The organism is Larkinella ripae, from assembly GCF_054780775.1.
Window position 1 is genome coordinate 595943 of the sequence record NZ_BAAGVR010000022.1, and the last position, 20913, is coordinate 616855.

Annotated in this window: 17 protein-coding genes; 10 read left to right on the top strand and 7 right to left on the bottom strand. The window is 52.7% G+C overall.

The window, feature by feature from the left end:
• Nucleotides 1-87 precede the first annotated feature (87 nt).
• Nucleotides 88-1542, top strand: a complete 1455-nt coding sequence (locus ACYVHX_RS15355; protein WP_460672538.1) for a SusD/RagB family nutrient-binding outer membrane lipoprotein — start codon at nt 88-90, stop codon at nt 1540-1542.
• 190 nt (nt 1543-1732) lie between these two features.
• Here ACYVHX_RS15355 and lon read toward each other — a convergent pair whose 3' ends face one another.
• The 7 genes from lon to ACYVHX_RS15390 form a co-directional block, all read right to left on the bottom strand.
• Nucleotides 1733-4252 carry an endopeptidase La gene (lon, locus tag ACYVHX_RS15360; protein WP_460672539.1) on the bottom strand — a complete coding sequence of 840 codons (2520 nt, stop codon included), beginning with the start codon at nt 4250-4252 and terminating at the stop codon, nt 1733-1735.
• A 207-nt stretch (nt 4253-4459) separates the two neighbouring features.
• A complete protein-coding gene (locus tag ACYVHX_RS15365; RefSeq protein WP_460672955.1) occupies nt 4460-4990 on the bottom strand; it encodes a DUF6702 family protein in 531 nt (176 codons plus the stop codon).
• Between the two features lie 55 nt (nt 4991-5045).
• Complete coding sequence (gene rseP / locus ACYVHX_RS15370) at nt 5046-6383, bottom strand: RIP metalloprotease RseP (protein ID WP_460672540.1); 1338 nt, start codon at nt 6381-6383, stop codon at nt 5046-5048.
• Nucleotides 6384-6653: 270 nt separating this feature from the next.
• Nucleotides 6654-7823 (bottom strand): 1-deoxy-D-xylulose-5-phosphate reductoisomerase, encoded by a 1170-nt coding sequence (locus ACYVHX_RS15375; protein WP_460672541.1) that lies wholly within the window; start codon nt 7821-7823, stop codon nt 6654-6656.
• Complete coding sequence (locus ACYVHX_RS15380) at nt 7816-8217, bottom strand: HepT-like ribonuclease domain-containing protein (protein ID WP_460672542.1); 402 nt, start codon at nt 8215-8217, stop codon at nt 7816-7818. The genes ACYVHX_RS15375 and ACYVHX_RS15380 overlap by 8 nt, the downstream gene beginning before the upstream one ends.
• 26 nt (nt 8218-8243) lie before the next feature.
• Nucleotides 8244-8555: a nucleotidyltransferase domain-containing protein gene (locus ACYVHX_RS15385; RefSeq protein ID WP_460672543.1), complete on the bottom strand. Its 312-nt coding sequence runs from the start codon at nt 8553-8555 to the stop codon at nt 8244-8246.
• Nucleotides 8556-8559: 4 nt separating this feature from the next.
• Nucleotides 8560-10062 carry a GH3 auxin-responsive promoter family protein gene (locus ACYVHX_RS15390; RefSeq protein ID WP_460672544.1) on the bottom strand — a complete coding sequence of 501 codons (1503 nt, stop codon included), beginning with the start codon at nt 10060-10062 and terminating at the stop codon, nt 8560-8562.
• Between the two features lie 239 nt (nt 10063-10301).
• On the opposite strand from ACYVHX_RS15390, the gene ACYVHX_RS15395 reads away from it, so the two are divergent.
• The 9 genes from ACYVHX_RS15395 (at nt 10302) to ACYVHX_RS15435 (ending at nt 20841) form a co-directional block, all read left to right on the top strand.
• Nucleotides 10302-11327 (top strand): rod shape-determining protein, encoded by a 1026-nt coding sequence (locus ACYVHX_RS15395; protein WP_460672545.1) that lies wholly within the window; start codon nt 10302-10304, stop codon nt 11325-11327.
• Between the two features lie 94 nt (nt 11328-11421).
• Nucleotides 11422-12261, top strand: coding sequence for a rod shape-determining protein MreC (mreC, locus tag ACYVHX_RS15400; RefSeq protein WP_460672546.1), 840 nt, complete (start codon nt 11422-11424; stop codon nt 12259-12261).
• A gap of 55 nt (nt 12262-12316) precedes the next feature.
• Entirely contained in the window at nt 12317-12823 is a 507-nt protein-coding gene (locus ACYVHX_RS15405; protein WP_460672547.1) for a hypothetical protein, read from the top strand.
• 66 nt (nt 12824-12889) lie between these two features.
• The gene (gene glpK / locus ACYVHX_RS15410) at nt 12890-14389 is read left to right on the top strand and encodes a glycerol kinase GlpK (RefSeq protein ID WP_460672548.1); all 1500 of its coding nucleotides are present in this window, start codon (nt 12890-12892) and stop codon (nt 14387-14389) included.
• Nucleotides 14390-14498: 109 nt separating this feature from the next.
• Nucleotides 14499-15308, top strand: a complete 810-nt coding sequence (locus ACYVHX_RS15415; protein WP_460672549.1) for an exonuclease domain-containing protein — start codon at nt 14499-14501, stop codon at nt 15306-15308.
• Nucleotides 15309-15462: 154 nt separating this feature from the next.
• Complete coding sequence (gene nuoK, locus ACYVHX_RS15420) at nt 15463-15810, top strand: NADH-quinone oxidoreductase subunit NuoK (protein WP_460672550.1); 348 nt, start codon at nt 15463-15465, stop codon at nt 15808-15810.
• 123 nt (nt 15811-15933) lie between these two features.
• Entirely contained in the window at nt 15934-17847 is a 1914-nt protein-coding gene (gene nuoL, locus ACYVHX_RS15425; RefSeq protein WP_460672551.1) for an NADH-quinone oxidoreductase subunit L, read from the top strand.
• Nucleotides 17848-17896: 49 nt separating this feature from the next.
• Nucleotides 17897-19351 carry a complex I subunit 4 family protein gene (locus ACYVHX_RS15430; RefSeq protein ID WP_460672552.1) on the top strand — a complete coding sequence of 485 codons (1455 nt, stop codon included), beginning with the start codon at nt 17897-17899 and terminating at the stop codon, nt 19349-19351.
• Nucleotides 19352-19449: 98 nt separating this feature from the next.
• The gene (locus ACYVHX_RS15435; RefSeq protein WP_460672553.1) at nt 19450-20841 is read left to right on the top strand and encodes an NADH-quinone oxidoreductase subunit N; all 1392 of its coding nucleotides are present in this window, start codon (nt 19450-19452) and stop codon (nt 20839-20841) included.
• Nucleotides 20842-20913: the final 72 nt, after the last annotated feature.

Genomic DNA, 20913 nt, shown 5'->3' on the forward strand with positions numbered 1-20913 from the left:
GGATCAAAAACCGCTCGAATTAACGTTAGTAAATAAGAGCATTCGATCCTGAATTTCCAATCACAACAAACATTCAAAACAGACATCATGAAACTATATAAGTCCGTTCTTTTTGCAGGACTGATGCTGACGACGGTGGCGTGCAGCGACTTCGAGGATATGAACGTCAACCCCAACAGCCCGTCGCAATCCAACACGGCGAACCTGTTTACGGGGGCCATTCGCACCGGTATTGGCACCACTAACAGCCAGGTTGGTCCGGCCGGTTTTAACATCACCCCGGCTTTGTACGTCCAGCAGTTCAGCGACGTGACCTACATCGAGGATTCACGGTATAAAACGATCAACTTCAGTTACAACGGTCTGTACGCGGGCCCGTTGGTCAACCTGCAGGCGATTATCGATCAAAACACGAATGAGGACTCCAAAAACGCCGTAGCGGTATCAGGATCGAATAACAACCAGATTGCCGTTGCCCGGATTCTGAAAGCCTATATCTTTCGGTGGATGACGGACCGTTGGGGTGATATTCCGTATTCGCAGGCGTTGAAGGGAGCCGAAAACTTTTCACCCGCTTTTGACAAACAACAGGATATTTACAATGACCTGTTCAAGGAGTTTAAGGAAGCGGCTGCTCAGTTTGATGCCGGAACGGCGGTGAAAGGCGACATTCTGTTGAACGGTGATGCCGCGAAGTGGAAAAAATTTGCGGCTTCTCAGCGGTTGCTGATGGCGCTGCAGCTTTCCAAAGTTGACCCGACTAAAGGTAAAACCGAGTTTGCAGCCGCTCTGGCTGACGGCGTTTTGGCTTCCAATGCGGATAACGTGCGCTACGCCTTCCTCAACGATGCCAATAATGAAAACCCCTTATACAATAATTATGTGACGGGTAACCGGAAAGATTTCGCGGTCAGTGATGTGTTCATTAACTACCTGAAAAAGGTGAGTGATCCTCGTTTACCTTACATCGCAGCGACCAATCAGAAAGGTGAATACGCTGGCGCGCCTTATGCGGCTTTCCCGCCGGCCGGACCGGCCCAGAATTTCTCACTGGCCGCTTCTACGATTGCCACCCAAAGTGCGCCGGTCAACGTCATAACCTATGCTGAAGTGCTGTTTGCCCAGGCCGAAGCGGCTAAATTGGGCTGGACCACGGGCGACGCCAAGGCCTTGTATGAATCGGCGGTTAAGGCTTCTCTGCAACAATGGATGGGTGCAGCCTATACGGAGGCTGCCTACACAGCCTATATTGCCAAACCGGATGTGGCTTACGCGGACGCCAAAGCGATTGAACTGATTGCCACACAGCGCTGGATTGCCCTGTTCTTCCAGGGAACGCAGGCCTGGAACTCATGGCGTCGGACGGGCTTCCCGGTTTTGAAACCGGCACCTTCAACCCTCAACGGTGGTACGGAAATTCCGCGTCGTTTGGCTTATCCCGTTTCGACGGAGGGTACGCTGAACTCGACCAATTATAATGCGGTGATTGCCAGCCAGGGTCCCGATACCCAATACACGCGCGTGTGGTGGGATAAACAATAAGGATACGGTTTTTGTAAACGATTTGTCATCAAAAATCCTCTCCGCTCAGGCGGAGAGGATTTTTTGTACCTCCCCATCAGGAATGAAAATGATCAGGATGTCGGCGGCTGGTGGGATGAAAAAACCGTAAGTCCACAAAAAAACCGCCTGACAATCAGGCGGTTTTTTTGTGAATCAAAGCGGATTGGGTTTACAAAACCGTAACTTTTTCCGGCATCGGTTCTGGTTCCCTATCCTGTTCTTTCGGAAAAACAAACTTCATCGGTTTCGATACCTGTTGGGATAAGAGCGCGGTTTCCAGCACCTGATCGACGGTATCGACGTAGTGAAACGTCAAATCCTTGATGTAATTCTGATTGATCTCTTCGATATCTTTCCGGTTTTTTGAACACAGCAATATCTCCCTGACACCGGCCCGGTTTGCCGCCAGAATCTTTTCTTTGATACCGCCCACGGGAAGCACTTTCCCGCGCAGGGTAATTTCGCCCGTCATGGCCAGAAAAGGGCGCACTTTTCGCTGGGTGAAAATGGACGCCATCGACGTCAGCATCGTGATCCCCGCCGAAGGACCATCTTTGGGAACCGCGCCGGCCGGAATGTGAACGTGCAGATCGTAATAAGTAAAGATCTTATAATCAATACCTAGTTGATCGGAATGCGCTTTCAGGTACGACAAAGCCGTTATCGCCGATTCCTTCATCACATCGCCCAACTGGCCCGAGAGGGTCAGGTTGCCTTTGCCGCGACTCAGGCTCGATTCAATGAACAGAATTTCGCCCCCGACCTGCGTCCAGGCCAGACCCGTCACAATACCGGCAATGTCATCGTCAGAATATAAATCCCGGTCGAAAATCTCGGCCCCCAGCATTTTCAGCACGTCCGCCGGTTTGATATTTTTCGGATACTCTTCTTCCAGCGCAATCGACTTGGCAACTTTCCGGACCAGCGCCCCGATTTTCTGTTCCAGCGTCCGGACGCCCGATTCGCGGGTGTATCCTTCCACGATCCGCTGAATGGCCTTGTCGTCGACCATCAGGTCTTTGGGCTTCAAACCGTGTTCCTTCCGCTGTTTCGGAATCAGGTATTTCTTGGCAATCTGTATTTTTTCTTCCACCGTATAGCCCGTCAGCTCGATAATCTCCATCCGGTCGCGCAGGGCCGGGTGAATGGTGTCAAGCGAGTTGGCGGTGGCAATAAACAGCACCTTCGACAGATCGTATTCGACTTCCAGGTAATTATCAATAAACGTCGAGTTCTGTTCCGGATCGAGCACTTCGAGCAAAGCCGACGACGGATCACCCCGAAAATCGGAGCTTACTTTATCGATTTCGTCCAGAATAAAAACCGGGTTCGACGAATCCGACTTTTTGATGTTCTGAATGATTTTGCCCGGCATGGCGCCGATGTAGGTTTTCCGGTGACCGCGAATTTCGGCTTCATCGTGCACCCCGCCTAACGCCATTCGGATGTATTTCCGGCCCAGAGCTTTGGCGACCGACCGACCCAGCGACGTTTTCCCGACACCCGGAGGGCCGTACAGACACAAAATCGGTGCTTTCATGCCCTCGGCCGCGCGGTCGTTTTTCAGTTTCAGAACGGCCAGGTATTCAATCATCCGTTCTTTTACTTTTTCCAATCCGAAATGGTCGCTGTCCAGGACTTTCTGCGCCCGCTTGAGGTCAAAATTGTCTTTGGAATACTCGCTCCAGGGCAGGTCCACCATCAACTCGATGTAGTTCATCGTCACCGGGTATTCCGGCGCCATCGGGTTGATGCGTTGCAGTTTATTGAGCTCTTTGTCGAAATGGGCGTGCACGCTGGCCGGCCATTTTTTGCGGGCCGCCCGCAACCGGATTTCTTCCAGATCGCGGTCGGGATTGTCCATTCCCAGCTCATCCTGCAACACCTTGATTTGCTGACGCAGAAAATAATCGCGTTGTTGCTGGTCGATGTCCGAGCTGGCTTTGGTCTGAATTTCGCGTTTCAGCTCCAGCAACTGAATTTGCCGCAGCATGAATTCCAGCAGCAGCGTGGCCTGTTGAGCGCCTTCGGTGGTTTCCAGTAATTTCTGTTTGTCGGCCACTTCGCCCTCGATATTCGATGACAGAAAGTGCATCAGAAACATCGGGCTTTCGATGTTGTCGAGCGCAATCCGGGCTTCCTGCGGAATTTCCGGATTCAACCGGAGAATCTTATAGGCCGACTCCTTCAGCGACTGAATCAGGGCTTTCGATTCTTTGCGGTTCGGATTCGGAAAATGGTCGTCGATCTGGCGAACGTTGGCCGTCAGATACGGTTCTTCCTGGAGGTAACTGACAATCTCAAACCGCTTTTTCCCCTGAATGATAATGGTAATGTTGCCATCGGGCAGGGTAATCATTTTGATGATGTAAGCGACCGTTCCCAGGCGGTATAAATCATCAGCCGTTGGCTCGTCTTTTTGTTGGTTCGACTGCGCCACCACGCCAATGATCCGGTTTCCTTTGTAGGCTTTCTTAACCAGTTTGATCGATTTCTGCCGACCTACCGTTACCGGAATGACCATACCCGGAAAGAGTACGGTATTTCGCACGGGCAGAATCGACAGGTCGTTGGGTACAATATAGTCGTCGTCGGCATCATCCGCTGATCCCAGCGGAACAATTTCGAGATTGTCCAGATCCGACTCCGCCAGCCATAATTGGGTATCGTATTTATTGGTTACACTCATAGTCAGGTGCCTGCCAAACTGACAGTTTTAGTGTCGTATACAGGCTTGATGGGTACTGAGATACAAAGATTTATAGATAACGCAAGGGGTATGCCAAACGATTGTCAGCCGAAAACACTGTTGAATTGTCGGTACCGATTACAAGTAACGAAAAAGGAAATGAAACTCAAAACAAGCGGAGAATCAATGCGCTTACGGTCCGGCCCGTCACCAGGTCAGGGTTTGTTGCGGATTTCCTTTCCGGAACAGTACGGTTTTTTTCTCTGACAGGTATGACACATTGACCAGATTAATCTGATCATCAAAAAGCTCCATCAACAGGGATTGCTGGAGCAAACTGCCCTGAACCGACTCGTTGCAGGGAATCTCGACGTAAATCCAGGTAGCGTCCATTTCCTGCTCTTTACCGACATACTGAAACGGTTTGCGCTGCCGGTTGGCGGTTGTCAACCCGAAATGTTTGCGGACGTAGCGTTCGACCAGCGGACCGTTGGCGTCTTTGTCGTTGAGCCGGACGCGCTGGTTGTTGTTTTCTTTGCTCAGGGCCTCTTCCAGATCGTCGGTAAACACCCGCAAACTCACTTCAAAGGTCTTGTCTTTGGCGTTGTACTGCATCTGCGTTACGCTGGTGTGCACCGGATGCGCGGCTGTGAAGAGAAAAAGTGAGAAAAAGACAAAGGCTATTTCGCGGAGTTGAGCAGAGAAAAAAGGAGTTAAGGGGAGTAAGGATTTTCTTATAAATCCTCTACTTAACTCTGTCCATCTCCGCTTAACTCCGCGAAATAACTCTTTCTTAAAAAACCGCCTTGAATACATCATTGAAGATTGCAAACGCCATCAATCCGAGCAGAATCACCATTCCAACCCGTTGTGCTCCTTCCAGAAACCGGTCCGACGGCTTGCGGCCCGAAACAATCTCGTAGAGCAACAGCGTTGAGTGCCCGCCGTCCAGCGCCGGAATCGGCAGGGCGTTCATGAAAGCCAGCGCCATCGACAGCAGACCGGTTACAAACCAGAACCGCTCCCACATCCAGACGCCCCCAAAAAGGTTCTGGGCAATACCGATCGGGCCGCTCAGGGCTTTGGAAGCGGAAACATCGCCCTGGAAGATTTTACGGAAGCCTTTGATATTATCATACACTACGCTGAAGGCCTGTTCCGTTCCTTTCGCCAGCGCCTGCCCGAACGTATAGTCAACGTGCGTTTTCTTCAGCAGGGTTTCGGCCCCAAAACCGATCTGGCCTTTGTCCGTCACCGTCGTTCTAAGCGTAACCGGCTGGGTACTGCCCGACCGTTGCACGCTCAGGGTCACCGGTTTATTGCTGTTGGCTTTCACCACCTCCTGAAATTCGTGGTAGAAGCGGGTTGGCCGCCCGTTTACCGCCGTGATGACATCTCCCTTCTGCAAACCGGCCTTTTCGGCGGGCATTCCGGGCATCACCTCACCAACGCGGAAGGGCTGAATGGGTTCAATAAACTGCCCGGCGTTCTTTTTATCGGATAATTTATCGATGAAGTCGTTCGGAATATCAATGGTAACTTGCTCCACTTTACCGCCGGCTCCCTGGCGTTCTACGGTATAATAGCTGTCTGAGCCCAGAAAAACTTCCGAACTCCGGACATCGCTGAAATCTTCAAACGACCGGCCGTTGATTTTTGTAATCCTGTCGCCGGTTTTCAGGCCGATTCCCTTCGCCAGATCGTACGCAACAATTCCGTATTGCGCGTCGCGGGCCGACAGATACGTTTCCCCGTTTTTATACGTCAGGGACACAAAAATGACGATACCGGTGATGACGTTGACGATAATGCCGCCCAACATCACAATCAACCGCTGCCCGGCCGGTTTCGAGCGAAACTCCCAGGGTTGCGGCTCACTTTGCATCGACTTCGTATCGAGCGACTCGTCGATCATCCCGGAGATTTTTACAAAACCGCCGAGGGGAATGGCTCCCAGACCATACTCGGTTTCTCCGCGTTTGATGCTCCAGATTTTCGGCGGGAAACCGATAAAATATTGTTCAACCCGCATGCCGAACGCTTTGGCGGCCAACAGGTGCCCCAATTCGTGCAAACCCACTAAAATTGACAGGCCCAGAATGAGCTGTCCCGCCATGATTGCTATTTCCATTCGTCTAAACTGAGTGCATCGGTGAGCCGACGGCTTTTTTAATTAACTATGATTGGTTGTGTCGCTGTTTCGTTCGATCGATGGCAAAACCGGAACGGAATCAGATGGTTGCTTAAGGTTGATCTTTCTTCCGTTGAAATACTTTCAGCAGCAGAAAGCCGATGAGCAGACCAACGATAAACCAAAGCCAGAAGTCCATACCTGAATAACGTTGCGTGATCAAAAAATTTTCGATGCCCCCGAATTTATTTGGGGTTTACCGGGAAACACTTAAACGAAACTTTTAATTCGGGCCGTCGCCACGCGCCGGGTTTCTTCATCCGTCCGGACGTAGTCCTCGTACGTTGGCCGGGCCACGTACGCTACTTTCTGCATGCCTTCTTCGATGATTTCGGAGATCTCCAGAAAACCGATTTCGTCGCGTAGAAAGGCGTCTACGGCAACTTCATTGGCCGCATTGACGATGCAGGGAACGTTGCCCCCGCGCCCGAGCGCGTCGAAGGCGAGTTGCAAGTTACGAAATGTTTCAAGATCAGCCGGTTCGAATGTGAGCGACGGGTAATTCAGGAAGCTGAACCGCGGAAAATCGGCGGATAACCGGTTGGGATACGCCAGCGCGTACTGGATCGGCAACCGCATATCGGGCAGTCCCATCTGCGCTTTGAGGCTCCCGTCCTGAAACTGCACCAGCGAATGAACAATGCTCTGAGGGTGAACAATCACTTCGATTTGGGCGGGTTCCAGCCCGAACAGCCACTTGGCTTCGATCACTTCCAGCCCCTTGTTCATCAGCGTGGCCGAGTCGATGGTGATTTTGGCGCCCATCGTCCAGTTGGGGTGTTTCAGCGCCTGGGCTTTCGTAACGGTTTTCAGAAAATCCCGCGCTTTTCCCCGGAACGGACCACCCGACGCCGTCAGGATAATTTTTTCGATTGGATTGTGAAATTCACCCGACAGACACTGAAAAATCGCCGAATGTTCCGAATCGACCGGCAGAATGCTGACGCCTTTTTCCTGCGCCAGTTTCGTGATCAGTTCGCCCGCTACGACCAGGGTTTCCTTGTTGGCCAGCGCAATGTGCTTTCCGGCTTCGATGGCTTTGATGGTCGGCAGCAAACCGGCATACCCCACCATCGCCGTCAGGACGATGTCGATAGTCTCCATCTGCACCACCGACGCCACGGCTTTGGCCCCGGCGTAGACTTTGATGCCCAGCGGATCAAGCGCCGAAAAAACCGCATCGTACCGGTTTTCGTCACAAATCACGACCACATTGGGCCGCACCAGCGCAGCCTGTTCGATCAGCAGTTCGGCATTCGTATTGGCCACCAGCACCTCGACGTCAAAAGCATCCGGATGCGCCCGGACCACGTCGATGGCCTGCGTTCCAATGGAGCCCGTCGAGCCCAGAATGGCGATATGGCGTTTGGGATTAGTCATCTAACTTACTGCGTAAATATTGAATATGGCGGTAATAAGGGGAGTCCAGAGCGGTTTTTAAAAGCTCTTTCTCATATTCTATTTGATCCACCATTTTGATTAATACGTCTTTTAAAGATGGCAGGTAATTATTAATCACTTCATATACAAGGTCGTAATCAATACCCCGATAATTGTGAGCCAGGAAATTCCTCATTCCGGCAATATTGCGCCAGGGAATCTGCTGATGAGCGCTTTTCAAGCCGGAATCCAGTTGTTTTGCTTCTTCCCCAATTACCAGGAATAAACCCCAGGAAGCATTATAATTTTGCTGATCGTTGGCCCAAACAAACTCTTCTACATTGGTAAAAGAACGACTATAAAGAATTATCTTCTCAATGCATTCCAGCATCATACACCACATAGGCAAGATTTCTGCTGTTATACATAGATAACCTCTTTTTGCAGGGTGTACTTCGTAAACGGATTCAGGTAGCGTTGATCGATTAAATCCAACTTCCGGCGTAATTTCCGTCTTAAAATACGTTGCAAACGTTCTTTTTCAGCCAAATAAAGGGAGTGCCCATCGGTTAGTTTATAAACAAGATCGATGTCGCTTTTTTCGATTTGTTCATTGCGGGCAAAGCTGCCAAAAAGTCCAATCTGTTCAATGCCAAATTCGATCCGCAGCCGGTCCCGGTTTGCCAGCAGGATTTGCAAGATAAACTGCTTATCAATCGCTGACTTTTCCATTTCTTCAAACCGTTTGCACCATCTGCAATAAACCCTCGCCAATCACCCGGTCATTCGCCAGCCGGGGCACTTTGTTCTGGCCGCCCAGCTTGCCCTGCGCTTTCATGTAATTGCGGAAGGTGTCGCGGGGCAAAACCGTCAGCTTCAGCGGCCGCAGGATGCTGCCCGAAATCAGGTCGTCGTAATAGGTGTTCAGCTTGGTCAGCCGCTGGTCGACCGCCCGGGTGAACGCATCCAGGTCGTGCGGGGGCGTGGCAAACTCGATGAACCATTCGTGGTACGGCAGGCCTTCAGCGGGCGATACCATCGGGGCAACGGTGAACTCAACCACCTCGGTTTCCGGGTGCTGCTCCATCGCGTATTGCAACGCCTTTTCTACTTCCTCGCCGATGACGTGTTCGCCGAAGGCCGAAATGAAGTGCTTGATGCGCCCCGTGACGATCAGCCGATACGGATCGTTTGAGACAAACTTGACGGTGTCGCCGATGGAATAGCCCCACAAACCGGCGTTATTGTGAATGACAACCGCGTAATTCTTGCCCAGCTCCACCTGCTCAATGGTCAGTCGGCGCGGGTTTTTGGAGAAATAATCCTCGGCCGGAATAAACTCGAAGAAAATACCGCTGTTGAGCATCATCAGCAGCCCTTCTTCCGTCTGCGTATCCTGGTAGGCGATGAAGCCTTCCGAAGCCGGGTAGGTTTCGATGCTATCGATTTTTTTTCCGATGGACTCGTATAGCTTGGCCCGGTAGGGTTCAAAGTTAACGCCACCGTAGACGAACAGCGAAAAGTCCGGGAAAACGTCCTTGATTTTCTTGCCCGTCCGGGCCTGAATCCGGTCGAAATACATCTGCACCCAGGGCGGAATGCCCGAAATGAGCGACATCGGTTGCGTCAGTGTTTCGTCGATGATTTTCTCCAGCTTGGTTTCCCAATCCTCGATGATGTTGGTTCCGAACGACGGCAACTGGTTGGTGCGCAGGTAGGACGGAACGTGGTGGTTTGAGATGCCCGAAAGCCGCCCGACGTTGATGCCGTTTTTGACCACCAGCTCCGGACTGCCCGACAGAAAAATCAGCTTCTTATCCAGAAAAGCCGCATTCCCGGTTTCGTGGATGTAGTTCAGCAGGGCGTCGCGGGCCGAATTGATGTGATTGGGAATTGATTCTCTGGTGATCGGAATGTATTTCGTGCCCGAGGTCGTGCCGGAGGTTTTGGCAAAATAAACCGGCTTTCCGGGCCACAACACATCCGACTCGCCCTCCCGAACCCGTTCGATATACGGTTTCAGGTCTTCGTAGTCGCGGATCGGAACCGCCTGCCGGAATTCGGGATACGAATGAATGTCTTTGAAGCGGTGATCCCGGCCAAAGGCGGTTTGTTGAGCGCCGTCGAGCAACGCCCGAAACCAGCGCTGCTGCGTCTCACCGGGCCGGTGCATCCACTCCTGCTGCCGCTGCACAACATACTGCGCCAGCGGCTTGCTCAAAACTGATCGGATTCCCATAGCCTACAAAGGTAACAAGTTTTACGCGAATGTATCCCGTATGCGGTAACGGCCCTTCTATTTCCGGAAAATCACGGCGGCCCACCGGTCGGCCCCGTGGTCGTCACGGGATTCATGAACGAATTGGCATCTATAAAAAGTAACAAAATCCTACTTACCTCGCGGAAGTTGTCTTAAATTATCTATATTTTTGCACCTCCAAAAACAGATGCTACCCCGTGCTTGCACAAATTTAACGAATGGCACTATTTAACTTTCTCTCCAGCGATATTGCAATTGACCTTGGCACTGCCAATACGCTGATTATTCACAAGGATCGGATTGTGGTGGATGAACCTTCGATCATTGCCATGGACAAAATCAACGGAAAAGTCCTGGCGATCGGTCATAAGGCGATGCAGATGCATGAAAAAACAAACGAGAATATCAAGACCATCCGCCCGCTGAAAGACGGTGTGATCGCCGACTTTACGGCGGCCGAGCTGATGATTCGCGGGTTGATAAAGATGATTGATACGGGAAACCGGCTGTTTTCACCTTCCCACCGCATGGTGATCTGTATTCCGTCGGGGATTACGGAAGTGGAAAAACGGGCGGTGAAGGATTCGGCCGAACACGCCGGCGCCAAAGAAGTTTACATGGTGCACGAACCGATTGCCGCGGCCATCGGAATCGGCATCGACATCACGCAGCCCAACGGCACCATGATCGTGGATATCGGCGGAGGAACCACCGAAATCGCGGTCATTGCCCTCTCCGGCATCGTCTGTGAACAGTCGATCCGGATTGCCGGTGACGTGTTTACCCGCGATATTGTCGATTACATGCGCCGGGAGCACAACCTGCTGATTGGTGAGCGTTCGGCGGAGCAGATCAAAATGGAAGTGGGCTCGGCCCTGCCGGAACTCGACACGCCCCCGGCGGACTACGAAATCCGGGGCCGGGATTTGATGACCGGGATTCCGAAAGAAATCAAGGTCACCTACAGCGAGATTGCCTACGCGCTCGACAAATCGATTTCGAAGATTGAAGAAGCCGTCATGAAGGCGCTGGAAATTTCCCCGCCGGAACTCTCGGCCGATATTTACACCAACGGGATTCACCTGACGGGCGGGGGCGCGTTGCTGCACGGTTTGGACAAACGGATTGGCGCCAAAACCAAACTGCCGATTCACGTGGCCGACGATCCGCTGAAAGCCGTCGTGAAGGGCACCGGCGAGGTCATCAAAAACCTCGACATGTATAAATCAGTGCTTATCAGCTAATTATGAACGATGAATGATGAACGATGAATGATGAATGATGCGTTACTGTACATCGTTCATCATTCATCGTTCATCATTCATCATTCAGCTCCCTATGTTTGAGTTATTTCAGTTCATCATCAAAAGCCGGAACTTCATTCTGTTTGTTCTGCTGGAGGTGCTGAGCTTTTATTTTATCATCAACAACAGTAATTACTGGAGCATCCGGTTTTTTAATACGTCGAATTACTACGCGGCTAAGATTCTGGACTGGTCGAACAAGGCCAAGGAATACGCGCAGTTGCGGCAGGTCAACACCGATCTGGCCGAAGAAAACCGGCGGCTGAATACGCTCGTCACCCAGCTTCAGCAATTGAAAACGCAGGGGCCCGTCAAGTATAAAACCGACTCCATCTTTGCCACCCGGTTTCAGTATACCGTGGCGCGGGTGATCAACAACACGACGCAGCACCCCAATAATTACATTACGCTGGACAAAGGCACCGCCGACGGAATTCGGCCGGGCATGGGCGTCATCTCACCCACGGGCGTGGTGGGTAAAGTAAAACTCTGCTCCGAGCATATGTCCGTCGTAACGTCCATTCTGCACTCCGATTTCATGGTTGCTTCGAAACTCGTAAAAGCCAATTACATCGGTCCGGCTAAGTGGGACGGTATCAATCCGACCCGGATGAAAATGCTGTATATTTCGCGAAATACCAAGATGTATCGGGGCGATTCGGTCGTTACGTCGGAATATAACTCGATTTTCCCCTCCGGAATTCTGGTGGGCCGGGTCATTGGTGTTCGGGAAATGCCGGACCAGACATTCCACGATGTAACCCTGACCGTCGGAACGGATTTCAACAACCTGTCTTTCGTGTACGTGGTGGCCAACAAGTTACAGACCGAACAGGATAAACTGGAAAAAGACACCGAACCCGAACGGAAATAAGCCCTCCTGAAACACGAACGAATTAAAACCGCCCGATAAGCTCAATACCATCCCAATGACGTTACGCGAAATACTGAATGTAATTTTTCTTTTTTTGCTGTATCTGTCCTTGCAGGTTCTGATTGTCCGGAATCTGGTGTTATTCGATGTGGCGTTTTGTTTCATTTACGTCGGCTGTATCCTGATGTTGCCGATGGAAATGAGCCTGTCGGCGACCCTGCTGACGGCTTTTGGGGTCGGTATTGTGGTCGATACGTTTTACAATACGCTGGGTATGCACGCGGCTGCCACGGTTTTGATGGCGTACATCCGTCCGGTGGTGGTGCGCCTGCAAACGGCCCAGCGCGGCTTCGACAGCCGGATTATTTTTTCCATCCACGAAATGGGGGCTCGCAATTTCTTCTATTACATCCTGATTCTGACGTTCATCCACCACTTCGTCCTCTTCCTGGTCGAAGCCAACAACATTCTGCTGGTGCTGCCGGCCATGGTGAAAATTCTGGCCAGCACGCTCTTTACGGCGGTGACGATTATGCTGGTTCAGTATTTTTCGCGGAATTAATAAAACGTTTTCGTGGCAATCAATGATATTTGGAGCTTAAAGTCCTTATTCATTAAAAGCCATTCTATGCCCTCCTACATAGCCGCCATCGATCAGGGCACCACCAGCACCCGCTGCATCGTCTTTGATCGGCAGGGAACGATTGTTTCCATTGGCCAGAAAGAACACTCCCAGATTTATCCCCAACCCGGCTGGGTCGAACACGATCCGGAAGAGATCTGGCGCAATACGCAGGAAGTGATTGCCCTGGCCCGCATCAAAGCCCAGCTTCAGGCCAGCGACATTGCCGCCGTCGGCATCACCAACCAGCGCGAAACCACCGTGGTCTGGAACCGGAAAACCGGAAAACCGTATTACAACGCCCTCGTCTGGCAGGATACCCGAACCGGCAGTCTGGTCGCGCAATTGGCCGAAGAGGGCGGGCAGGATCGTTTCCGGACCCAAACCGGCCTGCCCCTGGCAACGTATTTCAGCGGCCTGAAACTCCGGTGGATTCTGGACAACATTCCGGAGGTCCGGGAAGATGCCGAACGGGGTCTGGCCCTCTTTGGCAACATGGACACCTTTCTGATCTGGCACCTGACGGGCGGCACCTACAACGGCTTGCACATTACCGACGTGACCAACGCCAGCCGTACCCAGCTGATGAACCTGGAAACGCTCGAATGGGACGACGCCTTGTTGCAGGCTTTCACAATTCCGCGGGCGATGTTGCCGCAAATCCGGTCGAGCAGCGAGGTGTACGGCCCGGTGGTTTCGGAAGTGCTGCCCGGCGTGCCCATTGCCGGAATTCTGGGTGACCAGCAGGCGGCTTTGGTCGGGCAGACCTGTTTTGAGCCGGGTCAGGCCAAAAATACCTACGGAACCGGCTGCTTTCTGCTCATGAATACCGGCACCGAACTGCGCCATTCCACCTACGGTTTATTGACCACCGTGGCCTACCGCTTTGGCGACCAGCCCGTCCACTACGCCCTGGAAGGCAGCGTAGCCATCACGGGGGCGCTGGTTCAGTGGCTGCGCGATAACCTCGGAATCATTTCAACCAGTGCGGAGGTCGACACGCTGGCCCAAACCGTGGCCGACAACGGGGGCGCGTATTTCGTTCCGGCTTTTTCGGGTTTGTATGCCCCCTACTGGAAGGCCGATGCGCGGGGAGTCATTGCCGGATTGACCCGGTTTGTGAACAAGGGCCACCTGGCGCGGGCGGTTCTGGAAGCCACGGCTTACCAGACGCTGGACGTGGTAGAGGCCATGCAAAAAGACGCGGATATTCAACTGAGCTCCCTGCGGGTGGATGGCGGCATGACCGTCAACGAATTGCTGATGCAGTTTCAGGCCGATATGCTGGGGGTGCCGGTGATTCGTCCAAAAATGACCGAAACCACGGCGCTGGGCGCGGCTTATGCCGCCGGGCTGGCCGTTGGCTACTGGAGCAGCTTCGACGACCTGCGGCAGAACTGGGGCATCGACCGAACGTTTGACCCCCAAATGGCCGAAACCGATCAGCAGCGCCTGTACCGCGGCTGGCAAAAAGCCGTTGAGCGTTCGTTTGGCTGGGAGAACTAAGCGGTTCTTGCGTGGTCACCGAATTAATTCGGTGACCACACGAAGGCAAAAACCGTACTCCTGCGTACTTTTGCAGCCTTACCTAACGGATTAGGTACGCAAACCGGCTATGAAGCATACGCTTATTCTTAAAAAACCACTGGCTTTTTTCGATCTGGAAACCACGGGCATCGATCCGATGAAGGACCGGATCGTGGAAATCAGTATTGCCAAAGCGCTGCCCAACGGCGACGTGGTGATCAAAACCCAGCGCATCAACCCCACCGTTCCGATTCCGATCGAAACCAGTCTGATCCACGGGATTTACGAGGAAGATATCAAAGACGAACCCCCGTTTAAAACCGTCGCCCGCACGATGGCGCAGTTTCTGGACGGCTGCGATCTGGCCGGCTATAACTGCAATCGGTTCGATATTCCGTTGCTGGTCGAGGAGTTTCTGCGGGCCAATGTCGATTTTGACCTCAAAAACCGGCGACTGATCGATGTCCAGCGGATTTTCCACTTCATGGAGCCGCGCACGCTGAAAGCCGCCTATAAATTCTATTGCAACAAGGACCTGACCAACGCCCACAGCGCCGAAGCCGATACGCTGGCCACGTTCGAGGTTCTGGAATCCATGATCGTTCGCTACGACGGCGCCATTGTCAACGACGAAAAAGGCAACGAAATCATCATTGGCAACGACGTTGACATTCTGAATAAACTGATGCTCAACAACAACGTCGATCTGCGCGGGCATATGGTTTACAACAAAGACGGCAAAGAGGTCGTCAACTTTGGCAAGCACAAAGGCACGCTGGTGGTCGACGTGCTGCAGAAAGAACCGTCTTTTTACGACTGGATTCTGAAAAGTGATTTTCCGCTGGACACCAAACGAAAGCTCACGGAGATCAAACTGCGGATGTTCAACAAGCGCTGACCGGCCAAGAGCCTCACCCGGTAAGCTGTACTGATTCCAAATTCCCAAACCGTTTGAGTAAGCGGGAATAATACGTAACTTTGCCGGGTCTTTCCGGCGTTCGGGCAGAAGCCCCACCAGACCGTAACGAGTAGTCATCGAACCTCAGTGTTGTATGCAGCCAACCCAAGTGCCGCTTCCCGTTCCTGAAGTCATCCAACTGATTGACTTGAAATATTACCTCATCATCAGCACGGCGCTGTTCGTCATCGGCATCATCGGCGTTCTGACCCGGCGCAACGCCATCATCATTTTCATGTCGATCGAGCTGATGCTCAACTCGGTTAACCTGATGCTAATTGCTTTCTCATCCTACCGGGCCGATCCTACCGGCCAGGTTTTCGTCTTTTTCATCATGGCCGTCGCTGCGGCCGAGGTCGCCGTCGGACTGGCGATTATCGTGATGATTTACCGCAATACCCGCTCGATTGACGTCGGATTGCTCAATAAACTGAAGTGGTAGAATCCCAAATGATGAACGCTAAATGATGAACGATGAATCCAATTCATCACCGCAGGATGTTCCTGTTTAGTTCACCATTCACCGGGCATCATTCATCATTCAAAACAACGCTATAGCTCAAACATGCAGACGGATTTACTGATACTTTTGATTCCGCTGTTACCCTTAATCGGATTCATTATCAATGGAATTGGGTTCCGAAAAGTGCCAACCGGTCTGGTCGGAATCCTCGCTGCCGCAGGGCCTCTGGCCGCTTTTGCCTGTGTTCTGCTCCTGTTCACCAATTTTACCGGCCCTATCCATACGGTTTTGTTCGACTGGATCACGGTGGGCCATTTCAACATTCCGTTTGCGTTTCAGATCGACCAGCTTTCGCTGATCATGCTGCTGATCGTGACCGGCGTCGGTTCGCTGATCCACATCTATTCGATCGGGTACATGCACCACGACGACGGCTACGGCAAGTTCATGGCGTTCCTGAACCTGTTTTTGTTTTTCATGCTCCTGCTGGTGATGGGTTCCAACTACGTCATCATGTTCATCGGCTGGGAGGGTGTCGGGCTGTGCTCGTACCTGCTCATCGGCTTCTGGAACAAAAACACGAGTTACAACAACGCGGCCCGGAAAGCCTTTGTCATGAACCGCATCGGTGACCTCGGTTTTCTGCTCGGTATTTTCATGATCATGGGCGCGTTCGGTTCGGTGGAATACCGCGAGGTGTTCGAACAGGCCGCCGGTTTTCCGATCAGTGATCCGACGGTGGTGGCCATCACGATGCTGCTGTTCGTGGGCGCGATGGGGAAATCCGCGCAGATTCCGCTGTATACCTGGCTGCCCGACGCCATGGCCGGTCCAACGCCGGTTTCGGCCCTGATCCACGCGGCCACGATGGTAACGGCCGGAATCTACATGGTGGTTCGCTCGAACGTCCTCTACACCCTGTCGCCCATTACCCTCGAAATCATGGGCGGCATCGCCATTGCCACGGCCCTGCTGGCGGCTTCGATTGGGCTGGTGCAGAACGACATCAAGAAAGTGCTGGCGTATTCGACGGTGAGTCAGCTTGGGTATATGTTCCTGGGATTAAGCGTGATGGGTTACACCTCCGGCATGTTTCACGTCATGACCCACGCCTTCTTCAAAGCCTTGTTATTTCTCGGCGCCGGTAGCGTCATCCACGCGATGGCCGATGAGCAGGATATCCGGAAAATGGGCGGTTTACGAAAATACCTGCCCGTCACCTACTGGACCTTCCTGATTGCCACCATTGCCATTTCCGGGATTCCGCCCTTTGCCGGTTTCTTCTCGAAAGACGAGATTCTGATGCACGTCTACGAGCACAACAAAATCCTGTGGGTGCTGGGCGTAATCGGCTCGGCCATGACCTCCTTCTACATGTTCCGGCTGCTGTTCCTGACGTTCTTCGGGCGGTTCCGGGGCACCGAGCACACGCGTGAACACCTGCACGAATCACCGGCTTCGATGACCGTTCCGCTGCTGGTGCTGGCGGTTTTATCGGTCATCGGCGGTTTTTTCAACGTACCGGAAGTGCTGGGGGGCAGCGCCAAACTGGCCGAATTCCTCAACCCGATCTTCGATTTGTCGCATAAAGTAAATCCCAAAGCGTTTGGCGAAACCCTGCTGACCCACAGCGAAGAATACGTGCTGATGGGCGTGTCGTCGGGCGTGGCCATTCTGTCGCTCCTGGCGGCTTACGTGGTTTACATCCAGCGCGTGAGCCTGCCCGAAGCCGATACGGTGGACCGGCCGGTGGTCGAAAAAGTGCTGTACAACAAATACTACATCGACGAGCTGTACGAAACCATCGTTGTGAAACCGATTCGGGGCTTGTCGGATGCGTTCTACAGTTTTGGCGAATTCATGGTCGACGGGTTGGTCGGTGTCACGGCCTGGACCGTCAAAGAAACGTCGGGGCAGTTGCGGAAACTGCAAACCGGCTCCATCGGGTTTTACGTATTCGCGATGGTTGTCAGCATTGCGGCCATTCTCTGGCTGCGGTTTTTCGTGAAATTTTAGTCCATTGGCGATTGGTAACAGTCTCCCATCACTAATCATAAACTAGTAGATGCTTACACTTTCTATTCTGCTCTTTCCCATTCTGGCGGCTTTGCTGGTACTGGCGGTGGCAGGCAAACAGGCCAAACAAATCGCTTTTGTCGGTGCGCTGATCGAACTGGGTTTATCCGCGTATGCCTTTCTGAGTTTTGTACCGGACGCGACCTCCCAATTTGGCTTCGATTATCCGTGGCTGGCTGCGGGCGGTATTCGCTTCAGTGCCGGAATCGACGGCGTCAGCCTGCTGCTGGTCGTGCTGACCGGTTTACTGACCCCGCTCATTATTCTGTCGGCTTTTCAGCGTACCTACGACCGCCCGGCGGCTTTTTATTCGCTGATTCTCTTCATGCAGGCGGCTTTAATGGGCGTTTTTACGGCGCGCGATGCGTTTCTGTTCTACCTGTATTTCGAAGCAGCCCTGATTCCCATTTATTTTCTGGCGGCTTCGTGGGGCGGTGAAAACCGGATTCCGGTTACGTTCAAGTTTTTCCTGTATACGATTTTTGGCAGCCTGTTCATGCTGGTCGCCCTGGTTTACCTTTATTTCCAGACCTCACCCGCAGCCGGTGTGCATTCGTCGGCCATCACCGATCTGTATAACCTGAAACTGAGCGCCACCGAGCAAACCTGGATTTTCTGGGCGTTCTTCATCGCCTTTGCCATCAAAATGCCGGTTTTTCCGTTCCACACCTGGCAGCCCGATACCTACGTCGAATCGCCGACGCCGGCGACGATGCTGCTGGCCGGCATCATGTTGAAAATGGGGGTCTACGGCGTCATCCGGCTCCTGCTGCCCATTGTTCCCGAAGGTGTCAACATCTGGGGCACCACGGCGATTGTGCTGTCCGTCATCGGAATTGTCTACGGAGCGATTATTGCCATTCGCCAGCGCGACATCAAACGGCTGATTGCCTATTCATCGTTTTCGCACGTCGGTTTGATGGCGGCCGGGGTTTTCTCGCAAACCGCCTACGGCATTCAGGGCGCGCTCGTGCAAATGCTGGCGCACGGCATCAACGTCGTCGGGATGTTCTTCGTGGCCGATATCATCCTGTCCCGCACCAACACCCGCTTGCTCGATCAGTTGGGGGGCATTACGCGCTACACGCCGAAGCTGACGGTTTATTTCATGATTCTGTTGCTGGGCAGTGTGGCCCTGCCGCTGACCAACGGGTTCGTCGGGGAGTTTTTGCTGCTGGCGGGGGTGTTTGAGCGGCATACCATTCTGGGCGCCATTGCCGGTTTGACCATCATTTTCGGGGCGGTTTACATGCTCCGAATGTTTCAGAAAGCCATGTTTGGCAAAACCAGTGATTTCACAACCGGTTTCAACGACGTATCCGGCAGCGAGAGCTGGGTTTTCATTCCGCTCTGTTTCATGGTGTTCTGGATTGGTCTGGTGCCCAATTCCTTCCTGAAACTGACCGAACCCGCCGTTACGAATCTGTTACAGTTTATCAAATAAACCAGTTTGAGGTTTGGCGTTTGAAGTGCAAGGATAAAGACCGCGTCAAGCACCCCTTCGCGTAAACCGTTAAACCGAATTCCTCAAACGAATCAACTATGCTTTCGATTATACTCCTGTCAATCTCTGGAATCGTACTCCTGTATCTGGGCTTCCTGAAATCCCGGGCGGTTCTGTTGCCGGCTACGCTTCTGTTTATTCTGGTTGCGCTGGCAGCCGGTTTCACGGAGTGGAATAAATCGTACCTCTACTTCGGCGACATGCTGATGGTCAACAACCTGGCGATTGTCTTCACCGGCATTGTGCTGGTGTCGGCCTTCATGGTTGTGGCCCTGTCGGGCGACTTTCTGGAAGACGAAGCCGCGCAACCCGCCGAATATTATGCCATTCTGCTGTTTTCGATTGTCGGCGCGATCATGATGATCGGCTACGAAAACCTGATTATGCTTTTTGTCGGGGTCGAAATCCTGTCGGTTTCCATGTACGTTCTGACGGGTAGCGACAAGAAAAATCTGCGCTCCAACGAAGCCGCTCTGAAGTATTTTCTGATGGGGGCCTTTGCCACGGGCATCATGCTGTTCGGCATGGCCCTGCTCTACGGCGCGGCCGGTTCGTTTACCCTGACCGATATTAAAGGCTACATTGCGTTGTCGCAGGGCCGTCCTTCGCTGCTGCTGTATCTGGGTGTGTTGATGGTTCTGATCGGTATGTTGTTTAAAGTGTCGGCGGCCCCCTTCCACTTCTGGACGCCCGACGTATACGAAGGAGCTCCAACCCTGTTTACGGCCTTCATGTCGACGGTGGTAAAAACCGCCGGTTTTGCGGCTTTGTTGCAGTTGCTGTCGGTTTCCTTCAGTGCGATCTACGGTTTCTGGTGGCTCATGCTGGCCGTCATTACGGTACTGACGCTGTTGATTGGCAACCTGACGGCGGCCTATCAGAACAGCTTCAAACGCATGATGGCGTATTCCAGCATCTCGCACGCCGGGTACCTCCTGATTGGGCTGGCCGCTTTGGGTCAACAGTCGAAACAGGCGCTGGTTTTCTACTCCCTGGCGTATTCGGTTGCCACCATTGCGGCTTTCGGTATTCTGCTGGTGGTCGCCAAACAGCGCACGGTCGATGGTCGGCCCGACGATACCTACACGGCTTTTAACGGACTGTCCCGTCAGAATCCGCTTCTTGCCTTTATTCTGGCGGTCGCCATGTTGTCGCTGGCCGGTATTCCGCTGACGGCCGGGTTCTGGGGTAAGTTCATGGTTTTCTCGGCGGCTGTCGACAAGGGCATGGTCTGGATTCTGGTGCTGGCGGTTTTGATGTCGGCCGTGGGGATTTATTATTATTTCCGGGTGGTCATTGCGATGTATTTCCGGGAAGGTTCATCGACCCGGATTCAGGTCGCGCCCTTTTACCGGTTTGTGTTGATTGCCGCCACCGTATTGACGCTCATTCTGGGACTTCTACCCGGTTTATTTCAGGATTTAGTTTAACTGCCGAGGCCATTGGCTCATAAACAATTGAAGCATAAGGAGTAAAAGGCGTCGTTCTTTACCTTTGAGTTT

What these genes read in the sequence shown, in the direction of transcription:
- ACYVHX_RS15415 (WP_460672549.1), top strand. Translation starts at nt 14,499, where the DNA reads ATGAAGCATACGCTTATTCTTAAAAAACCACTGGCTTTTTTCGATCTG.
- ACYVHX_RS15435 (WP_460672553.1), top strand. Translation starts at nt 19,450, where the DNA reads ATGCTTTCGATTATACTCCTGTCAATCTCTGGAATCGTACTCCTGTAT.
- mreC (WP_460672546.1), top strand. Translation starts at nt 11,422, where the DNA reads ATGTTTGAGTTATTTCAGTTCATCATCAAAAGCCGGAACTTCATTCTG.
- ACYVHX_RS15380 (WP_460672542.1), bottom strand. Translation starts at nt 8,217, where the DNA reads ATGATGCTGGAATGCATTGAGAAGATAATTCTTTATAGTCGTTCTTTT.
- glpK (WP_460672548.1), top strand. Translation starts at nt 12,890, where the DNA reads ATGCCCTCCTACATAGCCGCCATCGATCAGGGCACCACCAGCACCCGC.
- ACYVHX_RS15375 (WP_460672541.1), bottom strand. Translation starts at nt 7,823, where the DNA reads ATGACTAATCCCAAACGCCATATCGCCATTCTGGGCTCGACGGGCTCC.
- ACYVHX_RS15430 (WP_460672552.1), top strand. Translation starts at nt 17,897, where the DNA reads ATGCTTACACTTTCTATTCTGCTCTTTCCCATTCTGGCGGCTTTGCTG.
- ACYVHX_RS15355 (WP_460672538.1), top strand. Translation starts at nt 88, where the DNA reads ATGAAACTATATAAGTCCGTTCTTTTTGCAGGACTGATGCTGACGACG.
- rseP (WP_460672540.1), bottom strand. Translation starts at nt 6,383, where the DNA reads ATGGAAATAGCAATCATGGCGGGACAGCTCATTCTGGGCCTGTCAATT.
- nuoL (WP_460672551.1), top strand. Translation starts at nt 15,934, where the DNA reads ATGCAGACGGATTTACTGATACTTTTGATTCCGCTGTTACCCTTAATC.
- nuoK (WP_460672550.1), top strand. Translation starts at nt 15,463, where the DNA reads ATGCAGCCAACCCAAGTGCCGCTTCCCGTTCCTGAAGTCATCCAACTG.
- ACYVHX_RS15390 (WP_460672544.1), bottom strand. Translation starts at nt 10,062, where the DNA reads ATGGGAATCCGATCAGTTTTGAGCAAGCCGCTGGCGCAGTATGTTGTG.
- ACYVHX_RS15395 (WP_460672545.1), top strand. Translation starts at nt 10,302, where the DNA reads ATGGCACTATTTAACTTTCTCTCCAGCGATATTGCAATTGACCTTGGC.
- lon (WP_460672539.1), bottom strand. Translation starts at nt 4,252, where the DNA reads ATGAGTGTAACCAATAAATACGATACCCAATTATGGCTGGCGGAGTCG.
- ACYVHX_RS15385 (WP_460672543.1), bottom strand. Translation starts at nt 8,555, where the DNA reads ATGGAAAAGTCAGCGATTGATAAGCAGTTTATCTTGCAAATCCTGCTG.
- ACYVHX_RS15405 (WP_460672547.1), top strand. Translation starts at nt 12,317, where the DNA reads ATGACGTTACGCGAAATACTGAATGTAATTTTTCTTTTTTTGCTGTAT.